This is a genomic window from Pseudomonas sp. SA233, assembly GCF_054792385.1.
Window position 1 is genome coordinate 2,589,129 of sequence record NZ_CP096449.1, and the last position, 21,634, is coordinate 2,610,762.

16 protein-coding genes and 4 pseudogenes are annotated in these 21,634 nt (G+C 58.7%); 12 read left to right on the forward strand and 8 right to left on the reverse strand.

Features of this window, described 5'->3' with window-relative positions:
- Window positions 1-68 precede the first annotated feature (68 nt).
- From M1D87_RS12080 to hutH, 3 genes are read left to right on the forward strand one after another with little or no spacing between them, the layout of a single operon-like run.
- The gene (locus M1D87_RS12080) at window positions 69-920 is read left to right on the forward strand and encodes an ABC transporter permease (protein WP_015270115.1); all 852 of its coding nucleotides are present in this window, start codon (window positions 69-71) and stop codon (window positions 918-920) included.
- Window positions 917-1,750: a quaternary amine ABC transporter ATP-binding protein gene (locus M1D87_RS12085; RefSeq protein ID WP_123084332.1), complete on the forward strand. Its 834-nt coding sequence runs from the start codon at window positions 917-919 to the stop codon at window positions 1,748-1,750. The genes M1D87_RS12080 and M1D87_RS12085 overlap by 4 nt, the downstream gene beginning before the upstream one ends.
- A gap of 12 nt (window positions 1,751-1,762) precedes the next feature.
- A complete protein-coding gene (gene hutH, locus M1D87_RS12090) occupies window positions 1,763-3,286 on the forward strand; it encodes a histidine ammonia-lyase (protein ID WP_123084331.1) in 1,524 nt (507 codons plus the stop codon).
- An 87-nt stretch (window positions 3,287-3,373) separates the two neighbouring features.
- Here hutH and M1D87_RS12095 read toward each other — a convergent pair whose 3' ends face one another.
- On the reverse strand, window positions 3,374-4,231 hold the full coding sequence (locus M1D87_RS12095; protein WP_061305549.1) for an SDR family oxidoreductase: 858 nt from the start codon (window positions 4,229-4,231) through the stop codon (window positions 3,374-3,376).
- Window positions 4,232-4,428: 197 nt separating this feature from the next.
- On the opposite strand from M1D87_RS12095, the pseudogene M1D87_RS12100 reads away from it, so the two are divergent.
- A pseudogene (locus M1D87_RS12100) lies at window positions 4,429-4,695 on the forward strand (cation:proton antiporter); the annotation flags it as partial.
- A 196-nt stretch (window positions 4,696-4,891) separates the two neighbouring features.
- Here M1D87_RS12100 and M1D87_RS12105 read toward each other — a convergent pair.
- The 4 genes and pseudogenes from M1D87_RS12105 to acuR form a co-directional block, all read right to left on the reverse strand.
- Window positions 4,892-5,086, reverse strand: a pseudogene (locus M1D87_RS12105) (con-10 family general stress protein); the annotation flags it as partial.
- 224 nt (window positions 5,087-5,310) lie between these two features.
- Entirely contained in the window at window positions 5,311-6,636 is a 1,326-nt protein-coding gene (locus M1D87_RS12110) for an SDR family oxidoreductase (protein WP_232880864.1), read from the reverse strand.
- A 581-nt stretch (window positions 6,637-7,217) separates the two neighbouring features.
- Entirely contained in the window at window positions 7,218-8,201 is a 984-nt protein-coding gene (gene acuI, locus M1D87_RS12115; protein WP_061305267.1) for an acrylyl-CoA reductase (NADPH), read from the reverse strand.
- A gap of 47 nt (window positions 8,202-8,248) precedes the next feature.
- A complete protein-coding gene (acuR, locus tag M1D87_RS12120) occupies window positions 8,249-8,881 on the reverse strand; it encodes an acrylate utilization transcriptional regulator AcuR (protein WP_183596583.1) in 633 nt (210 codons plus the stop codon).
- Between the two features lie 80 nt (window positions 8,882-8,961).
- Here acuR and gcvA point away from each other — a divergent pair, with 80 nt between their 5' ends.
- From gcvA to M1D87_RS12150, 6 genes are all read left to right on the forward strand, one after another.
- Entirely contained in the window at window positions 8,962-9,885 is a 924-nt protein-coding gene (gcvA, locus tag M1D87_RS12125; protein ID WP_061305262.1) for a transcriptional regulator GcvA, read from the forward strand.
- Window positions 9,886-10,098: 213 nt separating this feature from the next.
- Window positions 10,099-12,597 (forward strand): CoA transferase, encoded by a 2,499-nt coding sequence (locus M1D87_RS12130; protein WP_123084329.1) that lies wholly within the window; start codon window positions 10,099-10,101, stop codon window positions 12,595-12,597.
- Window positions 12,598-12,721: 124 nt separating this feature from the next.
- A complete protein-coding gene (locus M1D87_RS12135) occupies window positions 12,722-13,879 on the forward strand; it encodes an iron-containing alcohol dehydrogenase (RefSeq protein ID WP_039612889.1) in 1,158 nt (385 codons plus the stop codon).
- Window positions 13,880-13,924: 45 nt separating this feature from the next.
- Window positions 13,925-15,421 (forward strand): CoA-acylating methylmalonate-semialdehyde dehydrogenase, encoded by a 1,497-nt coding sequence (locus M1D87_RS12140; RefSeq protein WP_039612890.1) that lies wholly within the window; start codon window positions 13,925-13,927, stop codon window positions 15,419-15,421.
- 317 nt (window positions 15,422-15,738) lie between these two features.
- Complete coding sequence (locus M1D87_RS12145; RefSeq protein WP_123084327.1) at window positions 15,739-17,376, forward strand: BCCT family transporter; 1,638 nt, start codon at window positions 15,739-15,741, stop codon at window positions 17,374-17,376.
- 436 nt (window positions 17,377-17,812) lie between these two features.
- Window positions 17,813-19,015, forward strand: coding sequence for an MFS transporter (locus M1D87_RS12150; protein ID WP_123084326.1), 1,203 nt, complete (start codon window positions 17,813-17,815; stop codon window positions 19,013-19,015).
- Here the strand turns inward: M1D87_RS12150 and M1D87_RS12155 are convergent.
- Window positions 18,987-19,169 (reverse strand): annotated as a pseudogene (locus M1D87_RS12155) (hypothetical protein); the annotation flags it as partial. The gene M1D87_RS12150 and the pseudogene M1D87_RS12155 overlap by 29 nt on opposite strands.
- On the opposite strand from M1D87_RS12155, the gene M1D87_RS12160 reads away from it, so the two are divergent.
- Both M1D87_RS12160 and M1D87_RS12165 read left to right on the forward strand, forming a co-directional pair.
- Window positions 19,116-19,262, forward strand: coding sequence for a hypothetical protein (locus M1D87_RS12160; protein ID WP_183596597.1), 147 nt, complete (start codon window positions 19,116-19,118; stop codon window positions 19,260-19,262). The pseudogene M1D87_RS12155 and the gene M1D87_RS12160 overlap by 54 nt on opposite strands.
- Window positions 19,235-19,462: pseudogene (locus M1D87_RS12165) on the forward strand (hypothetical protein); the annotation flags it as partial. The gene M1D87_RS12160 and the pseudogene M1D87_RS12165, both read left to right, overlap by 28 nt.
- 125 nt (window positions 19,463-19,587) lie before the next feature.
- Here the strand turns inward: M1D87_RS12165 and M1D87_RS12170 are convergent.
- Both M1D87_RS12170 and M1D87_RS12175 read right to left on the reverse strand, forming a co-directional pair.
- Window positions 19,588-20,826 (reverse strand): MgtC/SapB family protein, encoded by a 1,239-nt coding sequence (locus tag M1D87_RS12170; RefSeq protein WP_039612894.1) that lies wholly within the window; start codon window positions 20,824-20,826, stop codon window positions 19,588-19,590.
- The gene (locus M1D87_RS12175) at window positions 20,811-21,632 is read right to left on the reverse strand and encodes a helix-turn-helix domain-containing protein (protein WP_023661500.1); all 822 of its coding nucleotides are present in this window, start codon (window positions 21,630-21,632) and stop codon (window positions 20,811-20,813) included. Before M1D87_RS12175 ends, M1D87_RS12170 begins: the two co-directional genes overlap by 16 nt.
- Window positions 21,633-21,634: the final 2 nt, after the last annotated feature.

The window sequence follows — 21,634 nt, forward strand, 5'->3', positions numbered from 1 at the left end:
GGCTCGTCCGGCTCCTGCCGGACAAGGCACGCGACAGTCCGTTTCATGCACTTGCTCGAGAGAATTCCATGTTTCCCAAGAACTTCACGTTTTCCATTGCCGACTGGGTCAATGGCTGGGTCGATGCGCTTGTAACCAACTACGGTGACGTGTTCCGGCACATCTCCGACACCCTGCTGTGGGCCATCGTCAACCTCGAAGGCCTGCTGCGCGCAGTACCCTGGTGGCTGATGCTGGCCATCGTCGCCGGTATCGCCTGGCACGCCACCCGTAAAGTCGTGACCACTGCCGTGATCGTCGGCTTGCTGTTCCTGGTCGGCGCGGTCGGCCTCTGGGACAAGCTGATGCAGACCCTGGCGCTGATGCTGGTCGCAACGCTGATATCGGTCCTGGTCGGCATTCCGCTGGGTGTGCTGTCGGCGCGCAACGATCGTCTTCGGGCGGTGTTGATGCCGCTGCTCGACATCATGCAGACCATGCCCAGCTTCGTGTACCTGATCCCGGTACTGATGCTGTTCGGCCTGGGCAAGGTGCCGGCGATCTTCGCCACCGTCATCTATGCCGCGCCGCCGTTGATTCGCCTGACCGACCTGGGCATTCGCCAGGTGGATGGCGAGGTCATGGAGGCGATCAACGCTTTCGGTGCCAATCGCATGCAACAACTGTTCGGCGTGCAGCTGCCACTGGCGTTGCCGAGCATCATGGCCGGCATCAACCAGACCACCATGATGGCACTGTCGATGGTGGTCATTGCCTCGATGATCGGTGCCCGTGGCCTGGGTGAAGACGTCCTGGTCGGCATCCAGACCCTGAATGTGGGCCGCGGCCTCGAAGCGGGCCTGGCCATCGTGATTCTGGCGGTCGTGATCGACCGTATTACCCAGGCCTATGGCCGACCACGGCATGGGGTGGGCAAATGAACGCCAAACAGACAATGAACAAGATCGAAGTCAAGAATGTGTTCAAGATATTCGGTGCTCGCGCCGAAGATGCCCTGAAACTGATCCGCCAGCAAAAAGCCAAGGATCAGGTCCTGGCCGAAACCGGCTGCGTGGTCGGGGTCAACGATCTCTCGTTGTCCATCGGCAGCGGCGAGATCTTCGTGATCATGGGGCTGTCGGGCTCGGGCAAGTCGACCCTGGTGCGCCACTTCAACCGCCTGATCGACCCGACCAGCGGCCAGATCCTGGTCGATGGCGAAGACATTCTGCAGTACGACATGGACGCCCTGCGCGAATTCCGCCGGCACAAGATCAGCATGGTATTCCAGAGCTTCGGCCTGTTGCCGCACCGCACCGTGCTGGACAACGTCGCCTACGGCCTGAAAGTCCGTGGCGAGAGCAAGGCCAGGTGCGCAGAGCGTGCCCTGCACTGGATCAACACCGTGGGCCTCAAGGGTTACGAAAAGTCGTACCCGCACCAGTTGTCGGGCGGCATGCGCCAGCGCGTCGGCCTGGCCCGCGCCCTGGCTGCCGACACCGACATCATCCTGATGGACGAAGCCTTCAGTGCGCTCGACCCACTGATTCGCGCCGAAATGCAGGACCAGTTGCTGGAGCTGCAGAAGACACTGCACAAGACCATCGTCTTCATCACCCACGACCTGGACGAGGCGGTGCGCATCGGCAACCGGATTGCCATTCTCAAGGACGGTCGCCTGGTGCAGGTCGGCACGCCGAAAGAAATCCTCTACCAGCCTGCGGACGAATATGTAGATCGTTTCGTGCAGCGTCGCGTAGCTTCGCTTTAAGGAACCGGGTGTATGTCGTTTGCCGAAAGAATCATCATTGCCGACGCGCCAGTGCGTTGGCAGGACGTGGTGGCAGTGGCCCGGCATGGCGCGAAGCTTGAGCTGGCCCCATCGGCCTGGGCACGGATCGAGAACGCCCAGGCGATTGTCCAGCGCATCGTTTCCAGCGGTGACCGCGCCTATGGCGTCAACACCGGGCTTGGCGCCTTGTGCAATGTCTCGTTGCAGGACGAACAACTCAGCCAGCTGTCGCACAACACCCTGCTCAGCCATGCCTGTGGCGTGGGTACGGCGCTGTCGGACGAACAGACCCGGGCGATCATGTGCGCGGCGATCATCAATTTCTGCCAGGGCCGTTCCGGCCTGCAGCGCAAGGTGGTCGAGGCGCTGCTGACCCTGCTCAACCAGCACATCACCCCGCAGGTGCCGAAGCAGGGGTCGGTGGGGTACCTGACCCACATGGCGCATATCAGCATCAGCTTGCTGGGCGTCGGCCAGGTCAGCTATCGCGGCCAGATCATTCCGGCGCAGCAGGCCTTGGCCGAGGTCGGCCTGGCGCCGGTCAAACTGGGTGCCAAGGATGGCCTGTGCCTGGTCAACGGTACCCCTTGCATGACCGGCCTGAGCTGCCTGTCCCTGGACGACGCCACTCGGTTGAGCCAATGGGCGGACGTTATCAGCGCCATGAGCTTCGAGGCCCTGCGCGGCCAACTCGATGCCTTCGACCCTGAAATCATCGCGATGAAACCGCACCCCGGCATGCAGCGCGTGGGCAGTAACCTGCGGCGCCTGCTCGACGGCAGCGAAATCATTGCCAGCAGCCAAGGCATTCGCACCCAGGACGCCTTGAGCATTCGCTCGATTCCGCAGGTTCATGGCGCCGCGCGCGATCAGCTGGAACACGCTGCGCGGCAGATCGAAACCGAACTCAACTCCACCACCGACAACCCGATGCTGCTGGGTACACCCGAGTCGTATCGGGTGGTTTCCCAGGCGAATCCGCACGGCCAGTCGGTGGCCATGGCGGCCGACTTGCTGGCCATCGCGGTGGCCGAGATCGGGGCGATTGCCGAGCGTCGTCTCGATCGCCTGATCAACCCGTTGGTCAGCGGCTTGCCGGCCTTCCTGGTCAGCCAGCCGGGGGTGAATTCGGGCATGATGATTGTCCAGTACGTGGCCGCTTCACTGTGTGCGGAAAACCGTCAGCTGGCACAACCGGCAGTCGTCGACAACTACGTCACCTCCGGCCTGCAGGAGGACCATCTGAGCATGGGCACCAATGCCGGGTTGAAGCTGCACCGCGCCCTGGAGAACTGCACGCAGATCCTCGCCATCGAATACCTGTTGGCGGCCCAGGCATTCGAGTTCCTCAAGGAGCAGCGCTTTGGCGCGGGTACCAACGTTGCCTGGCGGTTGTTGCGCGAACGGGTTCCAGCCTATGCCCAGGACCGTTGGCTGGCCCCGGATATCGCCAGCAGCGCATCGATCCTGAAGGATCCGGGCCTGCTTGGCGCTGCATTCCCCGAGCTGCTATGACCGATGCATCCGCGCGCTGTGTAGGCGTTATGGCTGCCGAGTGCCGTACGGGATGCGTCCGTACGGCATGTTTTCCCCAGCGTTTTTCTAGAGGATCGGTTTGCCGCCAGTAACTCCGTAACGTGAACCACTGATGTAACTGGCCTCGTCGGAGCCCAGCAATACATAGATCGGGGCGACTTCCACCGGTTGCCCTGGACGGCCCAACGGTGTTTTCGAGCCGAAGTTCCTGACCGCTTCGTCTGGCATGGTGGAGGGAATCAGAGGCGTCCAGATAGGCCCCGGTGCCACGCTGTTCACTCGGATTCCCTTTTTTCCGAGTAGTTGAGCCAAGCCAGCAGTGAAGTTGGCAATCGCACCTTTGGTCGTTGCATAGGCCAGCAAGCTTGGAGAGGGGTCGTCGGAGTTGACCGAGCTCGTATTGATGATCGAGCTCCCCTTTGGCATGGAAGCGATTGCCGCCTGGCAGATTCGAAAGATGGCGGTGATGTTGGTATCGAAGGTTTTTACCCATTCATCATCGTCGATTTCTTCGAGGGTTTCGTGGGACATCTGGAACGCCGCGTTATTGACCAGAATGTCGATACGCCCGAACTGTTCGACTGTCTTTTCGACGATGTCGTAGCAGTGCTGTTTCTGCGCCAAGTCCCCTGGCAACAGCAGGCATTGTCGGCCCGCTGCCTTAACCCAGCGCGCGGTTTCTTGCGCGTCTTCATGCTCATTGAGGTAGGCGATGGCAACGTCGGCTCCTTCGCGGGCGTAGGCAATGGCTACCGCCCGGCCGATACCGCTGTCCGCTCCTGTGATAAGTGCAATTTTTCCTTCCAATCGGTTCTGACCGGTATACGACTGCTCTCCGCAGTCTGGATACGGCTCCATCTTCCGCTGAGAACCGGGGACGTCTTGAGGCTGGGACGGGAAGGGCGGAGTAGGGAAGTCTCGCACGGTAGTCGCTCCTGCAGTTGAGAACGTTGATACCGGTTTGAAACGATTGGCCCTGGTTTTGTTGGTTTCAATCTGCATTCGGTACGATGAGCGGTGCGGGGTAAATAGCCCAATGAGTTACGTGCAACGCAGCGGAACGACCTGTTTCGCCAGAAAGTCAAAAAGTAGTCGAAAACTCTTTCAAGGCTTGTGCGCAGATGACCTTCATCGTCTGGTTCGCCATGCTGGGCGCCGTCTTGCTGCTACTGGCGCTTTCATCCTCCTACCTGCGATGGATCCCTGTGACTTCGTCCGTGGTGTGCCTTGCCCTGGGTATCGGCCTGGGCACATCGGGGATGGGTATTCTTCAGCTGGACCTGAGCAAGGCGAGCGGCTGGATGGAACACCTCACCGAAGTCGCTGTACTGTTTTCGCTGTTCTTCAGTGGCTTGAAGTTACGCCTGCCCTTGCATGACCGCAGATGGTGGCTATCGGTGGTGGCGCTGAGCATTCTGCTGCACGGATTGAGCGTTCAACCGCTGCTTGCCAGATACGAAGCGTGGAAGGGGCGGCTCACTGCTTCGTTGTAGCTTGAAACCGACGCGGCACGTCTGGTGGCCGCTGCGTTCAATTTGAAAAAAAAGCCAGGGCGCCGTGCACCCTGGCCGAGCTCATTTCAAGTTAGCGATTTTCGCTACCACGACCGCCGCCGTGGCTGTTCTGTCCGCCTTTGCGTCCTGCCTCGGAGGCGCGTTCACTGTCGTTGGCAAAATTGCCCCCAGAGCTCTGTCCGCCTTTGCGACCTGCCTCCGACGCCTTCTCACGGTCATTGGCGAAATTGCCTGGATTGTTCTGGGCGGTACCACCTTGGCGGCCACGATTGCTTTGGTTGTCAGCCATGATCTTTCACCTCATGTCGTCACACAGGAAAGTCTGTGTTCAACTCTGACGTCAGGCAGAGGGGCGTTTGCTCTACTGCATTTTGCTCGGCCCGACGGGTTGCGCGAAAGAACCCGTGCGGGCGCCTGTGGTGCAGCAGAGCTTTGTTCGCCAACCTTTGGGAAGGATCCGGCTTGCATCGACTTTGACGGCACGGTCGTTCAGCTCCTGCGTCGTGAATGGGTGATTGCAAAACCTACGATCATTCCAAGCGCCGCTGCGCCGATCAGTAGTGGCGTCTTGTCTTTTGACTTCCTCCAACCCCCGTCGATACTTCTCCTGCCACTCGGCGGCTCAAAGAGGTTGCCAGATGATGTTTCGGCTTTGGGACTGCGGTTTATCCCCCGACGCGTCAGCCACCCCGATAACAGAGGCAGGCCTGGTACCAGGTAACTGGCCAGATGCGCCAGTCGGGCCGTGGCACCGACCGTGGTGTGAGCGCGTGGTGAGATTGCGCAGGCCACCATGGCCTTCGCCACAAGTTCGGGATCATATACAGGGCCCGGAGGCGTCAGCGCATGGCCTGTGTAGTTGCCGCCGTCTCGGAAGCCCGGTGTGTCCATGACGGCCGGATAGATATCGCAAACATGGATATCAGGAAACTCCGTCAATTCCCCCCGCAGCGCCTCGGTCAGGCCACGCAAGCCGAACTTGCTCGCCGAGTATGCGGCTGCATAGGGTTGGGCCACCCAGCTGCCCAGTGACAGCGTATTGATCAGGATGCCGCTGCCCTGGGCTTTGAAGAGGGGGAGGGCTACGAACGCACCGCGCAGGTAACCCATCAGGTCGGTCTGAATGACCTGCTCGTGGGCCTCCAGCGGTGTTTCCTCGAAATTGCCGACCGCCCCAACGCCGGCGTTGTTGATCCAGATATCGATTCGCCCGTGGCCGAACTCTGCTGCCTGTGCGGCCAGCGCTTGCACCTGGTCGTTGCGGGTGACGTCGGTCGTGATCGCGATGGCATCGGTACCGCAGTCGGTGCATTCATCCAGTACCTCGAACAACGCCTCTTCATCGCGCGCAGCGAGCACCAGGCGAGCACCCTTGCAGGCAAATGCGTGCGCGGCGGCCCGGCCGATACCGCTGGAAGCACCAGTGATCACCACGACTTTGCCGCGCAGTGGCCCTCTGCTCTGAACGCCCCCGCGGAGCGCTTCCTGTTCTGTGCCAGATTTCTTGTGGTCGTCAAGTGGCGCGATCGTTTCGCTGGCCTCGATCCGAGAAAGCTCAAGAGCGGTGCCATCGACCAGGGTCAACCTCAGCCCTTCAATCGTGCCAGCCTCACGGTTCGGAAACACGGGTTCACCCTCGGCATCCACGCTGTCGTAGATGAAACGCGTGCCTTCGATCCACCCCACGGCGGTCAAAAGCTCAGGGCCGAGATAATACTTCCCGTCTTGAAAGAAGCCAGGGAATTGATGAGCCCGCTCCACGTTTTCCACGCGATAGCGTTCACCTGGTTTCATACCTGTCGCTTGATCGATCATTTTGCGAACCCCTGTAGTTGGACCTCGGAAATGCCAGCCTTTGCTGTGCTAGTCAGAAGCAGGCCCGGTGCGCTTGACGCCGCGCGGGCCAGCCACGCTCCGGATACCAAAGCGCTCGTTGGCACCTGCCCGGCAGGCGCATCTTTGCGTGTTGGATATGCAGGGGAAGCCAGGGCGGACGGCAAAGTTCAGACCAACAAGTCCGGTGGTACCAAACGGTGCTTCGCTGCATCCGTGTGTCACTGGATGATGTCCTGAACCGCCGCGCCCGGAGTTACATGCCGTCCTCAATGCCGTGGTGGGCGTCTGACTGCCAGAGGCGCGGTGGAGATGTGTTTCTCGAAGGGCTCTTAGGCTCTGTACGAAAAGCCTTGATACTTGTCCATGCTGCGTTGAAAACAGCCTCGGAATGCTCATGTACTCCAGTACACTCCGCTTCCTCGGCTGTTTTCGCCTTGCATGCCCTGCGTCTCAAGACTTTTCGTACAGAGCCCAACGAGTGGTTGTGCCGGTGAATGGCGCGGCGGATGTCAACGAGACGGGTGTCTACATCAAGATGTGCCTCGTATCAGGCGACCATCCTAGCCGTTCACGTCCACAATCAATCGGCCACGGATCTTCCCTTCCATCAGTTCAGAGGCGGCTGCAAGCGCGCCCTGAAGGCAAATTTCCTTGGTCATCGCCGGTAGTGCGTCGATTTTCAGTTGATCGGACAGCCTTTCCCACGCCTCGACGCGTCGCTCGTATGGCTGAGTGACGCTATTGATGCCGAGCAGGCTTACCCCTCGCAGAATGAAAGGTGCAACGGTTGCCGGAAAGTCCATCCCCTGAGCCAGTCCGCACGCAGCCACCAGGCCTTCGGACATTGTGCTCGCGCACGCATTGGCCAGCGTATGGCTGCCGACCGAGTCGATAACGGCTGCCCATCTTTCTTTTGCCAATGGACGCCCCGGGGCTGAAAGCTCGGCCCGATCGATGATGGCCGTTGCCCCAAGGCTTTCCAGGTAGGCGGCTTCGCTAGCTTTTCCGGTTGCGGCAGTGACGGTATACCCGGCACCGGCCAGAAGGCTGATGGCGAAACTACCGACGCCGCCCGTGGCGCCTGTGACCAACACCGGCCCATCGGAGGGTTTCAATCCATGGCGCTCCAAGGCCATCAGGCTCAGCATGGCGGTGTATCCAGCGGTGCCGATGGCCATGGTTTGGCGTTCGTCCAGGTGCTCAGGGTGAGGGATCAGCCAGTCGCCGTTCAATCTCGCCTTTTGTGCAAGCCCACCCCAATGGCTTTCACCCACCCCCCAACCGTTGAGCAGTACGCGGTCGCCTGGCTGGTATCGAGGATCGTCACTGGCTTCGACAGTGCCCGCGAGATCGATGCCCGGCACCATCGGAAACTGGCGAACAACCGGCCCTTTGCCGGTGATAGCCAGCGCATCCTTGTAGTTCAAGGTGCTATAGGCCACCTTCACCGTCACGTTCCCGGTGGGCAGTTGGTCGTCCTCAAGCTCGGTGAGTCGGGCCGAGTACTTGTCTTCCAGCTTATCGATCAGAATGGCCTTGAACATTGCTTGTCCTCATTTAGACCGGTTGTCTTTAAATTATCCGAAAGGAATCACCGAGTGATCCCAGTCAGAAAGCCTTGGAAAAAAATGTCCAGGGGGCGGACATGCTGTGTCAGCCGTGCACGAAGAACGGCACCCTCCCAGCCAACCCAGAAGTAGGCCGCGAGGGCTTTGCAGTCATGCTCGCGAGACACCTCGCCCAGCTCGACCGCTTCCTCCAGGCAGGCAGACAAGCGCTGCTCCCAGTCCTGCAGGGTCAGTTCCAATTGATCACGGAAGCTGTCGGGTAGCACCAATACCTCCTGGCCAAGGTTGCCCACCAGGCAGCCTCTTCGGAACTGGTACTTGGCCATCCCGACCTTCGCCTCTTCAACGAAGTTGGAAAGCCTCAGCAGCGGCGACACGCTCAGGTCGCTGAAGCAGCGATCGAGCTTTCGAGCGAAGTAGTCGGCATAGCGCTGCAGTACCGCTTGGCCGAATGCCTCTTTGCTGTCGAAGTAGTGATAGAACGAGCCTTTGGGCACCTGCACGCGTTTGAGCACAGTATCGATGCCGGTGGCAGCAAAGCCCTGCTCTGTGAGGATTTCCATGCCACAACGCAGCAAAAGCTCAAGCGTCTCGCCATGCTCACGTGCAACTTTGGGTGGTCGACCTCTTCGAGGGACAGGTTTGGCGCTATTCATGCGTTGTAATTTAGACTGTCCGTCTCTAATGTCAACCATAGACCGACACGATTCCCGATTAACCTAGCGTTGGATGCGTCATGAAAAAGCGTTTACCTCCCCTGAACTGGCTTCGAGCTTTTGAGGCTTCTGCTCGGCTCCTGAATTTCACCCATGCCGCCGAAGAACTCAATCTCACGCAGGCAGCGATCAGCCAGCAGGTCAAGGCTTTGGAATCGCAGTTAGGCCAGGCGCTTTTCAAGCGTCTCCCGCGCGGGCTTGAGCTTACGGAGGCGGGAAAATCCTACTTTCCTGTCGTGAGAGAGTCGGTTGAACGCCTCGCTGCATCGACGGATGAGATCTTTGGGCAAGGGCATCGAAGCGCGCTCAGCATCCGCAGTAGCCTGGTGTTCTTCACTCATTGGATCGCCCCCCGGTTACCCCGATTCAAAGCATTGCACCCGGATGTGAGCATCCGAGTCGCGAGTAACATCTGGGTAGATGAAACAGAATTCGATGCCGACCTCGAAATCAGGTATGGACAAGGGCGCTGGCCTGGCATGAAGGCCGAGCGCCTGACGTGGGACACGCTGGTGCCGGTGTGTTCACCGGCATTGATCACTGCGCAACGTCCGTTGCAGCGTCCACAGGACCTTGCAAAGCACCCGTTGCTGCACGTGCTGGGCTATGAAGAAGGTTGGGGTTATTGGCTCAAGAGGAGCAACGCAGAGAGCGTCGACTCTTCTCAGGGGATGCAGTTCGACACCCTTATTTCGGCATTGACGATGGCTGAACTGGGCCAGGGCGTTGCGTTGGCGCGGTCTTCATTGGTCAGGCATCTTCTGGACGAAGGCCGGCTCGTCGCCCCCCTTGGGCGCCATGTACCGACCAAGGAGGCGTTCTACCTGGTTTATTCAGCACACAGCATGGTCAATCCCGATGCGGCAGCGTTTGCCCAGTGGCTGTGCGAGGAGGCGCAGGCTTTCAAGGTCGAGCCCGGCGCGTACGAGGACGAGCACCCTTAGCGATAAGCAAAGTACCCGAGCAATAAAAAAAATGGCCTCTTAGGGCCATTTTTTATTGCTTTCGCGATGCCTTCGAATTTCTGAAAGTAGCAATCACATCGCAAGCCCTTGGATGGTGCAGTCGTCCAGGTGACCGGTTAGTACGAGGTCTCAATAACAACAATAACCGCGCCGACGAATCTCGTTGGCACGGGGCTACCTAGGGTTATCGTCATGGAACACTCCAACCAATTGCCTTTGCAAGGCGTCAATGTCATCGATTTCGGACAATACATCGCAGGCCCCGCAGTAGCGATGATCCTCGCTGATCTGGGAGCGACTGTCGTACATATCGACCCGCAGGGAGGGCCTCTCTGGGATAGCCCGGCAAATGCCACGCTTAATCGCAACAAACTGTGCATGCGGCTGGATCTGAAAACGCCAGAGGGGCTGCATCAGGCTCGCGAACTCATCTCCCGTGCCGATATCGTGATTGAAAATTTCCGGCCTGGTGTCATGCCCAGGCTGGGCCTCGATTTCGCAGAGCTGCGGCGTGCTCGTCCTGAGTTGATCACGTTGTCGATTCCAGGGTTTGCCAGTGATGACGAACTGCGTGCGCAATGGCGTGCTACCGAGGCGGTGATCGCTTCGGCCTCCGGTGTGTTCACCGACATGGGTCAAAACCGCGTACTGATGGGTATCAACCCTAGTTTCTCGCCGCTTCCCTTGGCGTCTGCGTACGGCACCATGCTTGCTGTATCTTCTGTAGTGCTTGCTCTGCAGGCGCGTGAAAAGAATGGCGTTGGCGATCAGATCGAAGTTCCCTTGGCATCAGCGGTGATGGAAGGTCTGTCGTACAACTCGATCAAGATCGATGGTTACCCGCTGCGCTACAAGACCCTGCGAGAGAAGGAGAGTGAGCGTCGTCGCGCCGAGAACCTGCCGATGAACTTGAGCTATCAGGATCTGCAGGAGTTCCTCGACCCGTTCTACCGTACCTATGAATGTGCGGATGGTCGTAAATTCTACGCCGTTTGCCCATCGCATCGTGAGCATGCCAAGCGCTGTCTGCAGGCTATGGGCATCTACGAGGAAATGGTTGCCGCCGGTTTGCCCAAGGTTGATGACCCCTACCTGCCCATTGACCAGTGGGAAGGTAATGCATCGTTGGGTGTCTACCCGCTGCCTGCTGATTGGGCCGCACGCATTTCCGCGCGGATGAAAGAAGTATTCCTGACCAAGACAGCGGCGGAGTGGGAAGTCATCTTCGGTGAGGGGCGTTTCCCTGGGGCTCCGCACAGGTCGACCCAGGAGTGGCTCCATGACGAGCATTCGAATACTGCCGGGCTGATCGTTGAGGTCAATGATCGCGAGTTTGGCGTCATGAAACAGCCTGGCCCCATTGCCTGGTTGGAAGGGTGCTCAGAGCCGATGCTGAAACCTCTTTCGCGTCGCGAGGTGAGCTATGAGCAAGCGTTGGCAACACTGTCCGAGCGTTCGGCTCCTGCCTTGCCGCCTGCCAAGCTCGACAAACCTGCCGGCTGGCTTGAAGGCGTCAAGATTCTAGACCTGACCAACGTCATCGCGGGGCCCCACTCGACGTCGTTCCTGGGCCGCTTCGGGGCAGACGTCATCAAGCTCGACCCTGTCGTTCCTAATTATGATCCCTGGAATACCGTGGTCTTCGGTATGTCTTCGGCACGGGGCAAGGAAAGTGTACTGGTTGACTTGAACTCTGGCGAAGGGCGAGAGGTGTTCAATCGTCTTGTGCGGGAGGTCGATGTCATCGTCATGAACGCGCCCGATCGCCAATTGGCACCGCTGGGCCTGGATGAGGCCAGCCTTCAGGCGGTGAATCCTGGAGTGATCTTCTGCCAGCTCGATTGTTTCGGTGGCCCCCGCCGTGGCCCTCGCACCGATTATCTGGGGTATGACGATCTCATCCAGGCCACGACCGGGATCATGCTGCGTTTTGGTGGTGGCATGGAAACCCCGGAAGAACATGCCCACGTCGGTACCATCGACGTGATGTGTGGGTTTGCTGCCGCGCTGGGCGTCGCAACGGCGCTTTATCGCAAACACCACTCCGGCGAAGTCTACCGGGCGCGCACCTCTCTGGCTTCACTGGGGAATCTGGTGCAGATCCCGTTCTGCTATGACTACGCAGGTCGAGCGCCATTCAATGAACCGTCCGGGCGCGACGTGGTTGGCTACAGCGATCTTTCGCGCTTCTACAAGACGGCGGATGGCTGGATCTACCTGGATGCGTCCGAGCCAGAACTGCACAAATTCGCCGACATCAAAGAGTTCAGCGGCTTGGCGTCCGCCAGTGATCGCGCTGCCTATCTGCAAGCGGTCATTGCCCGCATGAGCAGCGCTTTCCTTCAGGAGCGTCTGCAGGCGGCCAACATCGCTGCCGCGGTGCCGGACAACATCGATCACCTGCGCAGCCAGTACAGCCGTGCCGCTGATGGCCTGCCAGGTACCGAGAATGGCAGCTACTCCTTCAGCGTCTACAGCGACCATCCGAGCGGTCATCGGGTCACGCAGCTGGACCCCTACGCCATTCGCCCACGGGTAGCGCGTATTCGAGCGCTGCCACCCGCCGAGAAGTTTGGCACTTCGACTCGCAAGGTGTTGGGCCGCTACGGCTATACCGAGGCTCAGATTCAGTCACTCCTGGACGCCGGCGCAATCGGCGAATCCTGGAGTGAGGAATATCTGCCGAGCTGACTGCTGAAGGCAGGTCAAGGGGCAGGCCTTTGAAACGCCCCTTGCTTGCCGATTGACCGATCAAGCGAACACGAGCCCAAGGCTGCTCGCGGGCGCGTTCATGCCCAGGAAATGAGATAGAGCCATGACTTACAACAGCATCCTCCCACGTATCCTGCAAACCGGTGCCGGTGCCAGCCAGCAGATCCATCAGGTACTGGCCAGCCTCGGCTGCCATAAACCACTCATCATCACTGACCGAATGATGGTTGAGTTGGGTTATGCCGGTCGTATCAGCGCAGTTCTGGCAGAACACGCAATAGAGGTCGACGTATTCTCCGACACCGTCCCCGAGCCTACCGTCGCTTCGATCCAGGCCGGCGTCGCGACCGCCAGGGAAGGGGGCTATGACAGCATCATCGCACTGGGCGGCGGAAGCCCGATCGACAGCGCCAAAGCGATCGGCATCCTGGCCAGGTTCGGCGGAGTGATGCGCGACTACAAGTTCCCGCGCAATGTCACCGAGATGGGCTTGCCGATCATTGCCATTCCAACGACTGCCGGCACTGGCTCCGAAGTCACCCGTTTCACCATTATCACCGATGAGTCGACTGACGAAAAAATGCTGTGCGTCGGCGCAGGCTTCATGCCTGTTGCGGCACTGGTCGACTATGAGCTCACTCTCTCGTTGCCGCCCCGCGTGACGGCGGACACCGGTATCGACGCGCTGACGCATGCCATCGAGGCTTACGTCAGCAAAAAAGCGAATCTGTTCAGTGATGCCCAGGCACTGGCCGCCATGCGCCTTATCGGGCCAAACCTTCGCAAGGTCTACCACAACGGGGCCGACCGTGCCGCACGGGAGGCCGTGATGCTGGGATCGACCCTGGCGGGCCTGGCATTCTCGGCGGCCTCTGTTGCCCTGGTGCATGGCATGAGTCGCCCAATTGGCGCCGCATTCCATGTGCCTCATGGCCTGTCGAACGCCATGCTGCTCCCCGAAGTGACGGCATTTTCGATTCCCGCTGCCCGTGACCGGTATGCCGATTGCGCGCGTGCAATGGGCGTCGCCACTCAAAGCGACACGGACCAATCCGCCGTGGAAAAACTGCTGGAAGAGTTGGTGGCTATCAACGAAGAACTGAATGTGCCCACCCCTGCGCAATTCGGAATCGACCGCGAGAAATTCTTCGAGCTGATGCCAACCATGGCCGCCCAGGCGCTGGCTTCCGGCTCACCTGGCAACAACCCGCGTGTGCCGACCGAGGCAGAGATGGTCGAGCTTTACCGCAGCCTTTGGTAACCCGGCACCAACGCATTATCTGAATAACAAAAAGTGGAGTTTCACATGAATACTGTCGGTCATCTGATCAACGGCGAAGTCGTTGTCGAATCCAAGCGCACCCAGGATGTTTTCAATCCCGCCACCGGCCAGGTGGCACGCCAGGTCGCCTTGGCATCGAGCCAAACGCTAGAGCACGCCATCGCGACTGCTGAAGCTGCTTTCCCGGCCTGGCGTGATACGCCGCCCATCAAGCGGGCCCGCATCATGTTCCGTTTCAAAGAGCTGCTGGAGCAGAACGCAGATGCGATCTGCAAACTCATTGGTGAAGAACACGGGAAAATTTCCCATGATGCTGCAGGCGAACTGCAGCGTGGCATCGAGAACGTCGAGTACGCCTGCGGGATCGCCGAGCTACTCAAAGGCGAACACAGCAAGAATGTCGGCCCGAACATCGATGCCTGGAGCGAATTCCAGCCGTTGGGCGTGGTTGCAGGCATCACGCCATTCAACTTCCCTGTGATGGTACCGCTGTGGATGATCCCTGTGGCCATTGCAGCGGGGAACTGCTTCATTCTCAAGCCTTCCGAACGCGACCCAAGCTCCACGCTGTTCATTGCGCAACTGCTGCACGAAGCCGGTCTGCCCAAGGGCGTGCTGAACGTGGTGAACGGGGACAAGGAGGCGGTCGACATCCTGCTGCGCGACTCGCGCATTCAGGCGGTCAGCTTCGTGGGTTCGACGCCGGTTGCCGAGTACATCTACGCCACCGCCACCGCCCACGGCAAACGCTGCCAGGCACTGGGTGGGGCCAAGAATCACGCCATCGTCATGCCAGACGCCGATATCGACAATGCGGTCAACCAGCTGCTGGGAGCTGCATTCGGCTCGTCCGGTGAGCGCTGCATGGCGCTGTCGGTCGCCGTTGCGGTGGGTGACGCGGCAGCCGATGCATTGATCGGCAAGATGAAAGAAGCCATGAAAAACCTGAAGGTGGGCGCTTACACCGACAGCAAGAACGACTTCGGCCCGGTGATCACCCGGCAGCATCAGCAAAAAGTGGTTGGCTACATCAACAGTGCTGAACAGCAGGGTGCAACCGTGGTTGTCGACGGGCGTGAGCCAGACGTTGCTGGCTACGAGGAAGGTTTCTTCGTCGGTGGCACGCTGATCGACCACGTTACCCCAGACATGCAGAGCTACAAGGAAGAGATCTTCGGGCCGGTTCTGCAGGTCGTACGTGTCAACAGCATGCAGGAAGCAATGGCGCTGATCGACAAACACGAGTACGGCAATGGTACGTGCATCTTCACCCGGGACGGCGAAGCAGCACGCTATTTCTCCGACAACATCAAGGTGGGCATGGTTGGCATCAACGTTCCGTTGCCAGTGCCCGTCGCCTACCACAGCTTCGGCGGCTGGAAGCGCTCGCTGTTCGGTGATTTGCATGCATACGGGCCGGATGGCGTGAGGTTCTACACCCGACGCAAGACAGTCACCCAGCGCTGGCCATCGTCAGGTGTCCGGGAGGGGGTTGAGTTCTCCATGCCGACGATGAAGTAAGGATTGGACAAGGTGAGTGCCTGACTGCCGCCAGGCACCCATCTTTTTGTGGCAATGAATGCCGCTCGCAGTCGTGCCGAATACCGGTGGTGTCAGTTGCGGGTTGAGGTTTATTGGGTTGTGCCGCTGAAATAATAATTAAATACAATTAGAGGCGAATATGAATAATAAGCACAATATATGTTCGGGAAAGGCTAGCGGACTTTCATCTCTCCAAGGGACTAGATCTGTTTGAGCAGGGGCTGTAATCGTGCTTGACATATTTGTATTCAACAGATGCCTGGTGTTGAATCGAACGTTCTGAGGAGATATGCCAAATGAGTAAGTTAAAAGATGGTGCCTCGTTGGATGGTCGTGTATTTTGGCCATCGATTGCAGTGATACTTGGCGTCACGATTCCGCTTATTGTGTTTCCCGAGGCGGGGAATGCGGTGATAAATCAGATGTTTGCGTTTGCGACCGGGAAGTTTGGTTGGCTCTACCTGGTTTCCGGTTTGATGACTGTCGTGTTCCTGCTGTGGATGGCGTTCGGGCGTTACGGCAATATTCGCCTTGGACGAAAGAGTGACGTTCCGGAGTTTTCCTATTTCAGCTGGGTCGCCATGATTTTTTGCGGCGGTATCGGCATAGCCATTGTTAACTGGGCCTGGGTAGAGCCAATTTATTATTTTAATGCCCCCCCTTTGAATGTGGCTGCTCACAGTCGTGAGGCGGCAGAGTGGGCGTTGACCTATGGTCAGTTCCACTGGGGGCTGACCCCGTGGGCATTCTACTGCTTGCCGGCCTTGCCAATTGCCTACTCGATGTATGTTCGTCGACAGCCCGGTGTGAGATTGTCGGTGGCCGCGCGTGGTGTTTTGGGCGACAAGTCGAACGGTTGGATGGGTATTACGCTTGATACCGTGGTGGTTTTCGGTATTGTCGGCGGCGTGGGCACGTCCCTTGGTTTGGCTGTGCCCCTGGTCTCGACCTTGGCCAGTGACATCTTTGGAATACAGCAGTCCTTTTTGTTTGACATGTGCGTTTTGGCACTCTGGACATTGATGTTCGGCATGAGTGTCTGGTTTGGGCTGAGCAAGGGGATAAAGATACTCAGTGATATCAATGTCTATTTGGCGTTTGCGCTTCTTTTGTTCGCTGCGGTTGTTGGCCCCACCTTGTTGCTCATCAATGGTTGGGCCAACAGCCTGGGCCTGATGGTCAATAATTTCATCCACATGAGTCTGTGGACGGACCCAGTTGCAAAAGGTACGTTCCCTCAGGACTGGACAATTTTCTATTGGGCCTGGTGGATTGCCTATGCACCCATGATGGGATTGTTTGTTGCTCGTATTTCTCGAGGTCGGACAATCAAGGAACTCATCTTGGCGGAGCTTGTGTGGGGTAGCCTGGGTTGCTGGGTGTTCTTCGCTGTCTGGGGCGGCTACTCGCTTAATCTGCAGCTGACAGGCGAGCTGGATGTCAGTGCTATTCTGTCAGCACAGGGTATTCCGGCGGCAGTACTCGCCATCTTGAAAACCATGCCGTTTTCAAGTCTCGTTATTGGCGCTTTCGTTCTTCTTTGCTTTGTATTCCTGGCAACGACGCTTGATTCGGCAGCTTATGTGCTTGCGTCAGTTACATCCAATGAGCTGAGCGGTTATGAAGAACCTCAGCGCTGGCTGCGGATTGTGTGGGCGCTGTCACTGGCGGTCATTGGCATCGGGCTTCTCAAGGTCGGCGGGCTGAAAGCTGTTCAGACTTCTACCATTGTCGTCGCGCTGCCTTTGATACCTGTGCTCGGTGTGCTGACCTGGTCGTTGCTTCGCATGATTCGTGCAGACCTTAAACATGAACTAGGATCCAGGGAAATTGTTTTGGAAGATACGGTCGCGCTTGGCAATACGCCTGAGATTGATGAGCGCCCGGCTGGGGAGGTTGATTTCTGCGCGACGTATCCTGAGCCTAGGCGTTAAAGCCGCCATCCAGGGTACTACTTGCAAAAAACCTAGGTTTTCCTAGGTTTTTTTGCTTTTTATTCGGTAGGGTATCGTCGAGCGTGTCTGTTGGATTGGCTGATATTCGATGATTGTTTTATGTCCTGTTATTGGCGCGCGCCGTAGAGCCATAAGGAAAACGCACCCTCAGAGGTGTTTTTTATTGTTTGATGCTCAGGGATTTATTGAATAGTGTTGCAGGTTTTGCTCGGTGGCTGGTGTGCCATTTGCGTCGCGAATCTCTCCGATATGTCGCGACTGATCAACTGTCTATCTGAGTCGTGCGTTATGTTTCGCGAACCTTCACTTTGCGTTGTCAGCCATTAGGCTTTCAGGGTTTTTGATAAGCCGTGTGCGAGAGTTGGTTTGGTTTTGGTAATGCATCTGACTGGATAAAAATAGACAGGAATTTTTCATGGCGCATGTCTTGCGAGATAGCCGGTGGGTGTTGTTGGGTAGTGCAGTGATATTGTCATTGTCGCTAGGGATTCGGCACGGCTTCGGGCTTTTTCTGTCGCCAATGAGTGCTCAATTTGGATGGGGACGGGAGGTCTTTTCGTTTGCGATCGCAATACAAAACCTGGTGTGGGGGTTCGCACAGCCATTCGCTGGGGCTCTGGCCGATCGATATGGTGCGGGTAAAGTCGTTGGAGTAGGGGGCGTGTTCTACGTCTTGGGCTTGGTCTGCATGAGTTTCTCCGACTCGGCGTCGACTTTGATGATGAGTGCGGGCGTGCTCATCGGCATTGGCCTTTCCGGCACATCCTTCTCAGTGCTCCTGGGGGTGGTGGCACGGGCACTACCAGCTGAAAAACGAAGTACGGGAATGGGGCTTGCGAGCGCAGCGGGATCCTTTGGCCAGTTCGCGATGCTCCCCGGCTCTCTGGGGCTCATCCAAGGAATTGGCTGGGAGAAAGCACTTTTGGTTCTCGCCCTGTTCGCCTCGCTCATCATCCCCCTGGTCGCTATGTTGAAAGATGCCCCGACTGAGCGAAAGCCCGGTGACCAGAGTATCGTGCAAGCGCTTCGGGCGGCGAGTTCGCATCCTGACTTCTGGCTTCTTACATTTGGATTTTTCGTTTGTGGTTTTCAGGTCGTTTTCATTGGCGTCCATTTGCCTGCGTACCTGATGGACAAGGGGCTTACTGCCCAAACGGGCACCACGGTTCTTGCACTCATTGGGCTTTTCAATATTCTGGGAACCTACACAGCCGGCTGGCTCGGCGGGCGAATGTCCAAACCGAAGCTGCTAACGGCGCTCTACCTGATGCGAGCAGCGGTCATCGTCGCCTTTGTCGCTATCCCGGTGAGTAATGTCACGGCTTACCTGTTTGGGATGGCTATGGGCTTTCTTTGGCTTTCAACCGTTCCATTGACAAATGGGGTGGTGGCTTCGGTATTTGGTGTTCGCAATCTCTCGATGCTTGGCGGACTTGTCTACCTCTTCCATCAGGTTGGCGCCTTCTTGGGCGGTTGGGTCGGGGGGGCGGCTTACGATATGACGGGGAGCTATGAGTTGGTCTGGAAGACCGCGGTTGTTCTAAGCCTGATTGCTGCTGCAGTCAACTGGGCCGTGAGAGAGGCGCCGATCAGTCAATTGAGCACGAGTGCCATTTGATTGATGTCAAAGAAATTATTATCGGTCCGAAGACAGCGAGCAGGACGTTGGAAATCGCGTAGCAAACGGTGAACCCGATCACGGGTGTATTGCTGCCTGATTGCTCAATGATCTTGTTCGTAGAGCCAACCTCGGTTTGTGCGCCTATAACGGCAATCGCCAGGCCTGGGCACGGGCGGCCCGCGAGCTGGCGCGCAGTGACGGCAGCAACCCGTATTTCCGCTGGTTCCTCGGCCCTGGGCAGTAAACGCTGCGCTCAGTTCTGCCCGTGGCCGTGGCTCACTCGGCACCGCCCGCGCCACCATTCAGGATGTGTTCAACGAGTACGGGGTGCAGATCATGTCGCCGCATTACCTGGGCGACCCCGCGCAGGAAAAGTGGGTGCCGCACGAGCGCTGGTTCACGGCACCTGCGCGGAAACCTGATGTTGGCCAGCAGGGGGAATAGCGTCATAACCGGCGATCACGGGGTCGCCATGCTGCCGACGGTGCTCCCGAACCCGCGTTGGCCAGGCCGTTGCCTTCCTGGCCGGCTTCGTTGCGGGCACGCCTCTTCAGGTTGCTGATACAACCTCATATCAAAAGCCCCAGCCACATTGCACCGAGGATGACCAGTTGGCCGGGAACAAGGTATCTCCCGAAGCTGAAGCCGCCGCTACCGAGGGACAGAATGCATTTGGTCAAGGTGTTGCCGGTCAATGCCAGTAAACCGGGTACTACCAGGCCATCTACACCGAGTCTACCGGCAACGACCAGTGAGGCGACCGACGCTGTCGCTACGTGAGCATCGGCCAATCCGCTGATGAAGGCCGCGATACTGACCCCGTTGTGGCCCAGATGGTGAAGTAGAAATGCACAGAACAAGGCGATTCCGGTCAGCGCGACGGTGATGATCAGGGCTGTGAAGAGATCGAAGGCACCATCGCCCTGATGCGCTGTTGACGTGCCTTGGTCGCTGCGCCAGGGCGCAAGCAACAAAGTGCCGTAAACCACCGTACCCACGGTACCGAGCCCGATCGAGGCCACGAAAGGCTTCAACAGGTGTCGGTCGACGATGCCTAGCACCAGGGCGAATTGCGCGATGCTGGCGAGGTTCGACAGTACGGCAGCGGCGGCCAAGGGCCTCACGGCTGTGACTTGCCGACGTGCCTCATGGGCAAGCAGCGCAATGGTTGCCGTGCCGGAGGCGAAACCTGAGGCGATCGCGCTCAGGGGCAAGCCGTAGCGTGGGCCCACCAGACGCAAGGCGATATGCCCCAGTGCACCGACGGTCATCAGCAGGACGACCAGCGTACAGATGGTGCGAGGGTTGAGTGCGCCATACGGCCCCATGAACCTGTCCGGTGTCAACGGTAGCACCACCAGCGCTACCGTCAGCAGCATCAAACCATCGCGCAGCTCTTCCTCGCTCAGCTGCTGGAGCACGAAATGGTGCAGCTCGCGGCGCAGTGCCAGCAGCACGGTCAGCACCACGCCGACCGCCGTGGCAAGTTCTGGCTCGTCAAGGCTCAGTGCACCCAGCGTCAGCACCAGTAGCAGGGCGATTTCGCTGGTGACTTCAGGGTCTTTGTCGGCGTGTTTGCGGTAATGCATGCACAGCATCAGAACCAGGCCCAGGCTGGCGACCCCGACCAGCACCGGCCCGGCCAGCAACATGCTGACGTAGCCCAGCAGGGCGGTGATGGCGAAGGTCCTGAGGCCAGCAGCGGCATGATCTTCATTGCGGCCTTTCTTGCGCTCGCGCTCAAGCCCCACCAGCATGCCGATGCCCAGCGCGACGGCACCGTGGCTGACATTCACCGCGTCGAGCATGGCGCCTTCGGGGTGTCCTTGGGGGTGACTTCCGCGCTGCCTTGCTCGAGGGCTATCAAGGCTGGCAAATCGAGTATCTCGACAAGCCTGCCACGCATGCTGACGATGCCCAGCGCGCGCAAGCGGGCGACCGAGCGACACACGGTTTCCAGGCGCAGGCCCAGGTACGAAGCCATGTCTTCCCGGGACATGCGCAGCATGAAGCCGTGGGCAGAGTAACCGCGGCTGACGAAGCGCTGTGACAACCCAACCAGGAAGCTTGCCAGGCGCTGTTCGGCGGTGAGGTTGCACAGCATCAGCACCCGCTCATGCTCACGCACGATTTCTCGGCTCATCAAACGGTTCAGGCTTTGCTGCAGGACGGGAAAGTCACGCGCCAATGCCTGCAGCCGGCGATAGGGGACAGGGCACACCTCGCTGTCTTCCAGGGCAATGGCATCGCATACGTGATGTTCGGTGGCGATGGCGTCGAGCCCAAGTACATCGCCCGGCATCCAGAAATTGATCACCACTCCCTGGCCTTCGGCGCTGTTCAGGCTGGTCTTGAAGCTGCCACAGCGCACGGCATAAAGCGTCGTCAGCGGATCGTTGGCGTTGAACAGCGCGGCGCCTTTGCGAATACGCATGCGCGGGCCGATCAGTGCGCCCAGGCAACTGTTGTCATGCACGGGTAGACCGGTGGGCAGGCACAGCCCGCTGACACGGCACTCTGTGCACAGGGTCGTCAGCGGTTTCAGGTGAATCGGTGTTGCCGGGCTCGACGCTGCAGGTTGGTCGAGCAAGGTCACTTTCAGTAGGCCAGTCATTT

What these genes read in the sequence shown, in the direction of transcription:
- M1D87_RS12080 (WP_015270115.1), top strand. Translation starts at nt 69, where the DNA reads ATGTTTCCCAAGAACTTCACGTTTTCCATTGCCGACTGGGTCAATGGC.
- M1D87_RS12085 (WP_123084332.1), top strand. Translation starts at nt 917, where the DNA reads ATGAACGCCAAACAGACAATGAACAAGATCGAAGTCAAGAATGTGTTC.
- hutH (WP_123084331.1), top strand. Translation starts at nt 1,763, where the DNA reads ATGTCGTTTGCCGAAAGAATCATCATTGCCGACGCGCCAGTGCGTTGG.
- M1D87_RS12110 (WP_232880864.1), bottom strand. Translation starts at nt 6,636, where the DNA reads ATGATCGATCAAGCGACAGGTATGAAACCAGGTGAACGCTATCGCGTG.
- acuI (WP_061305267.1), bottom strand. Translation starts at nt 8,201, where the DNA reads ATGTTCAAGGCCATTCTGATCGATAAGCTGGAAGACAAGTACTCGGCC.
- acuR (WP_183596583.1), bottom strand. Translation starts at nt 8,881, where the DNA reads ATGAATAGCGCCAAACCTGTCCCTCGAAGAGGTCGACCACCCAAAGTT.
- gcvA (WP_061305262.1), top strand. Translation starts at nt 8,962, where the DNA reads ATGAAAAAGCGTTTACCTCCCCTGAACTGGCTTCGAGCTTTTGAGGCT.
- M1D87_RS12130 (WP_123084329.1), top strand. Translation starts at nt 10,099, where the DNA reads ATGGAACACTCCAACCAATTGCCTTTGCAAGGCGTCAATGTCATCGAT.
- M1D87_RS12135 (WP_039612889.1), top strand. Translation starts at nt 12,722, where the DNA reads ATGACTTACAACAGCATCCTCCCACGTATCCTGCAAACCGGTGCCGGT.
- M1D87_RS12140 (WP_039612890.1), top strand. Translation starts at nt 13,925, where the DNA reads ATGAATACTGTCGGTCATCTGATCAACGGCGAAGTCGTTGTCGAATCC.
- M1D87_RS12145 (WP_123084327.1), top strand. Translation starts at nt 15,739, where the DNA reads ATGAGTAAGTTAAAAGATGGTGCCTCGTTGGATGGTCGTGTATTTTGG.
- M1D87_RS12150 (WP_123084326.1), top strand. Translation starts at nt 17,813, where the DNA reads ATGGCGCATGTCTTGCGAGATAGCCGGTGGGTGTTGTTGGGTAGTGCA.
- M1D87_RS12170 (WP_039612894.1), bottom strand. Translation starts at nt 20,826, where the DNA reads ATGCTCGACGCGGTGAATGTCAGCCACGGTGCCGTCGCGCTGGGCATC.
- M1D87_RS12175 (WP_023661500.1), bottom strand. Translation starts at nt 21,632, where the DNA reads ATGACTGGCCTACTGAAAGTGACCTTGCTCGACCAACCTGCAGCGTCG.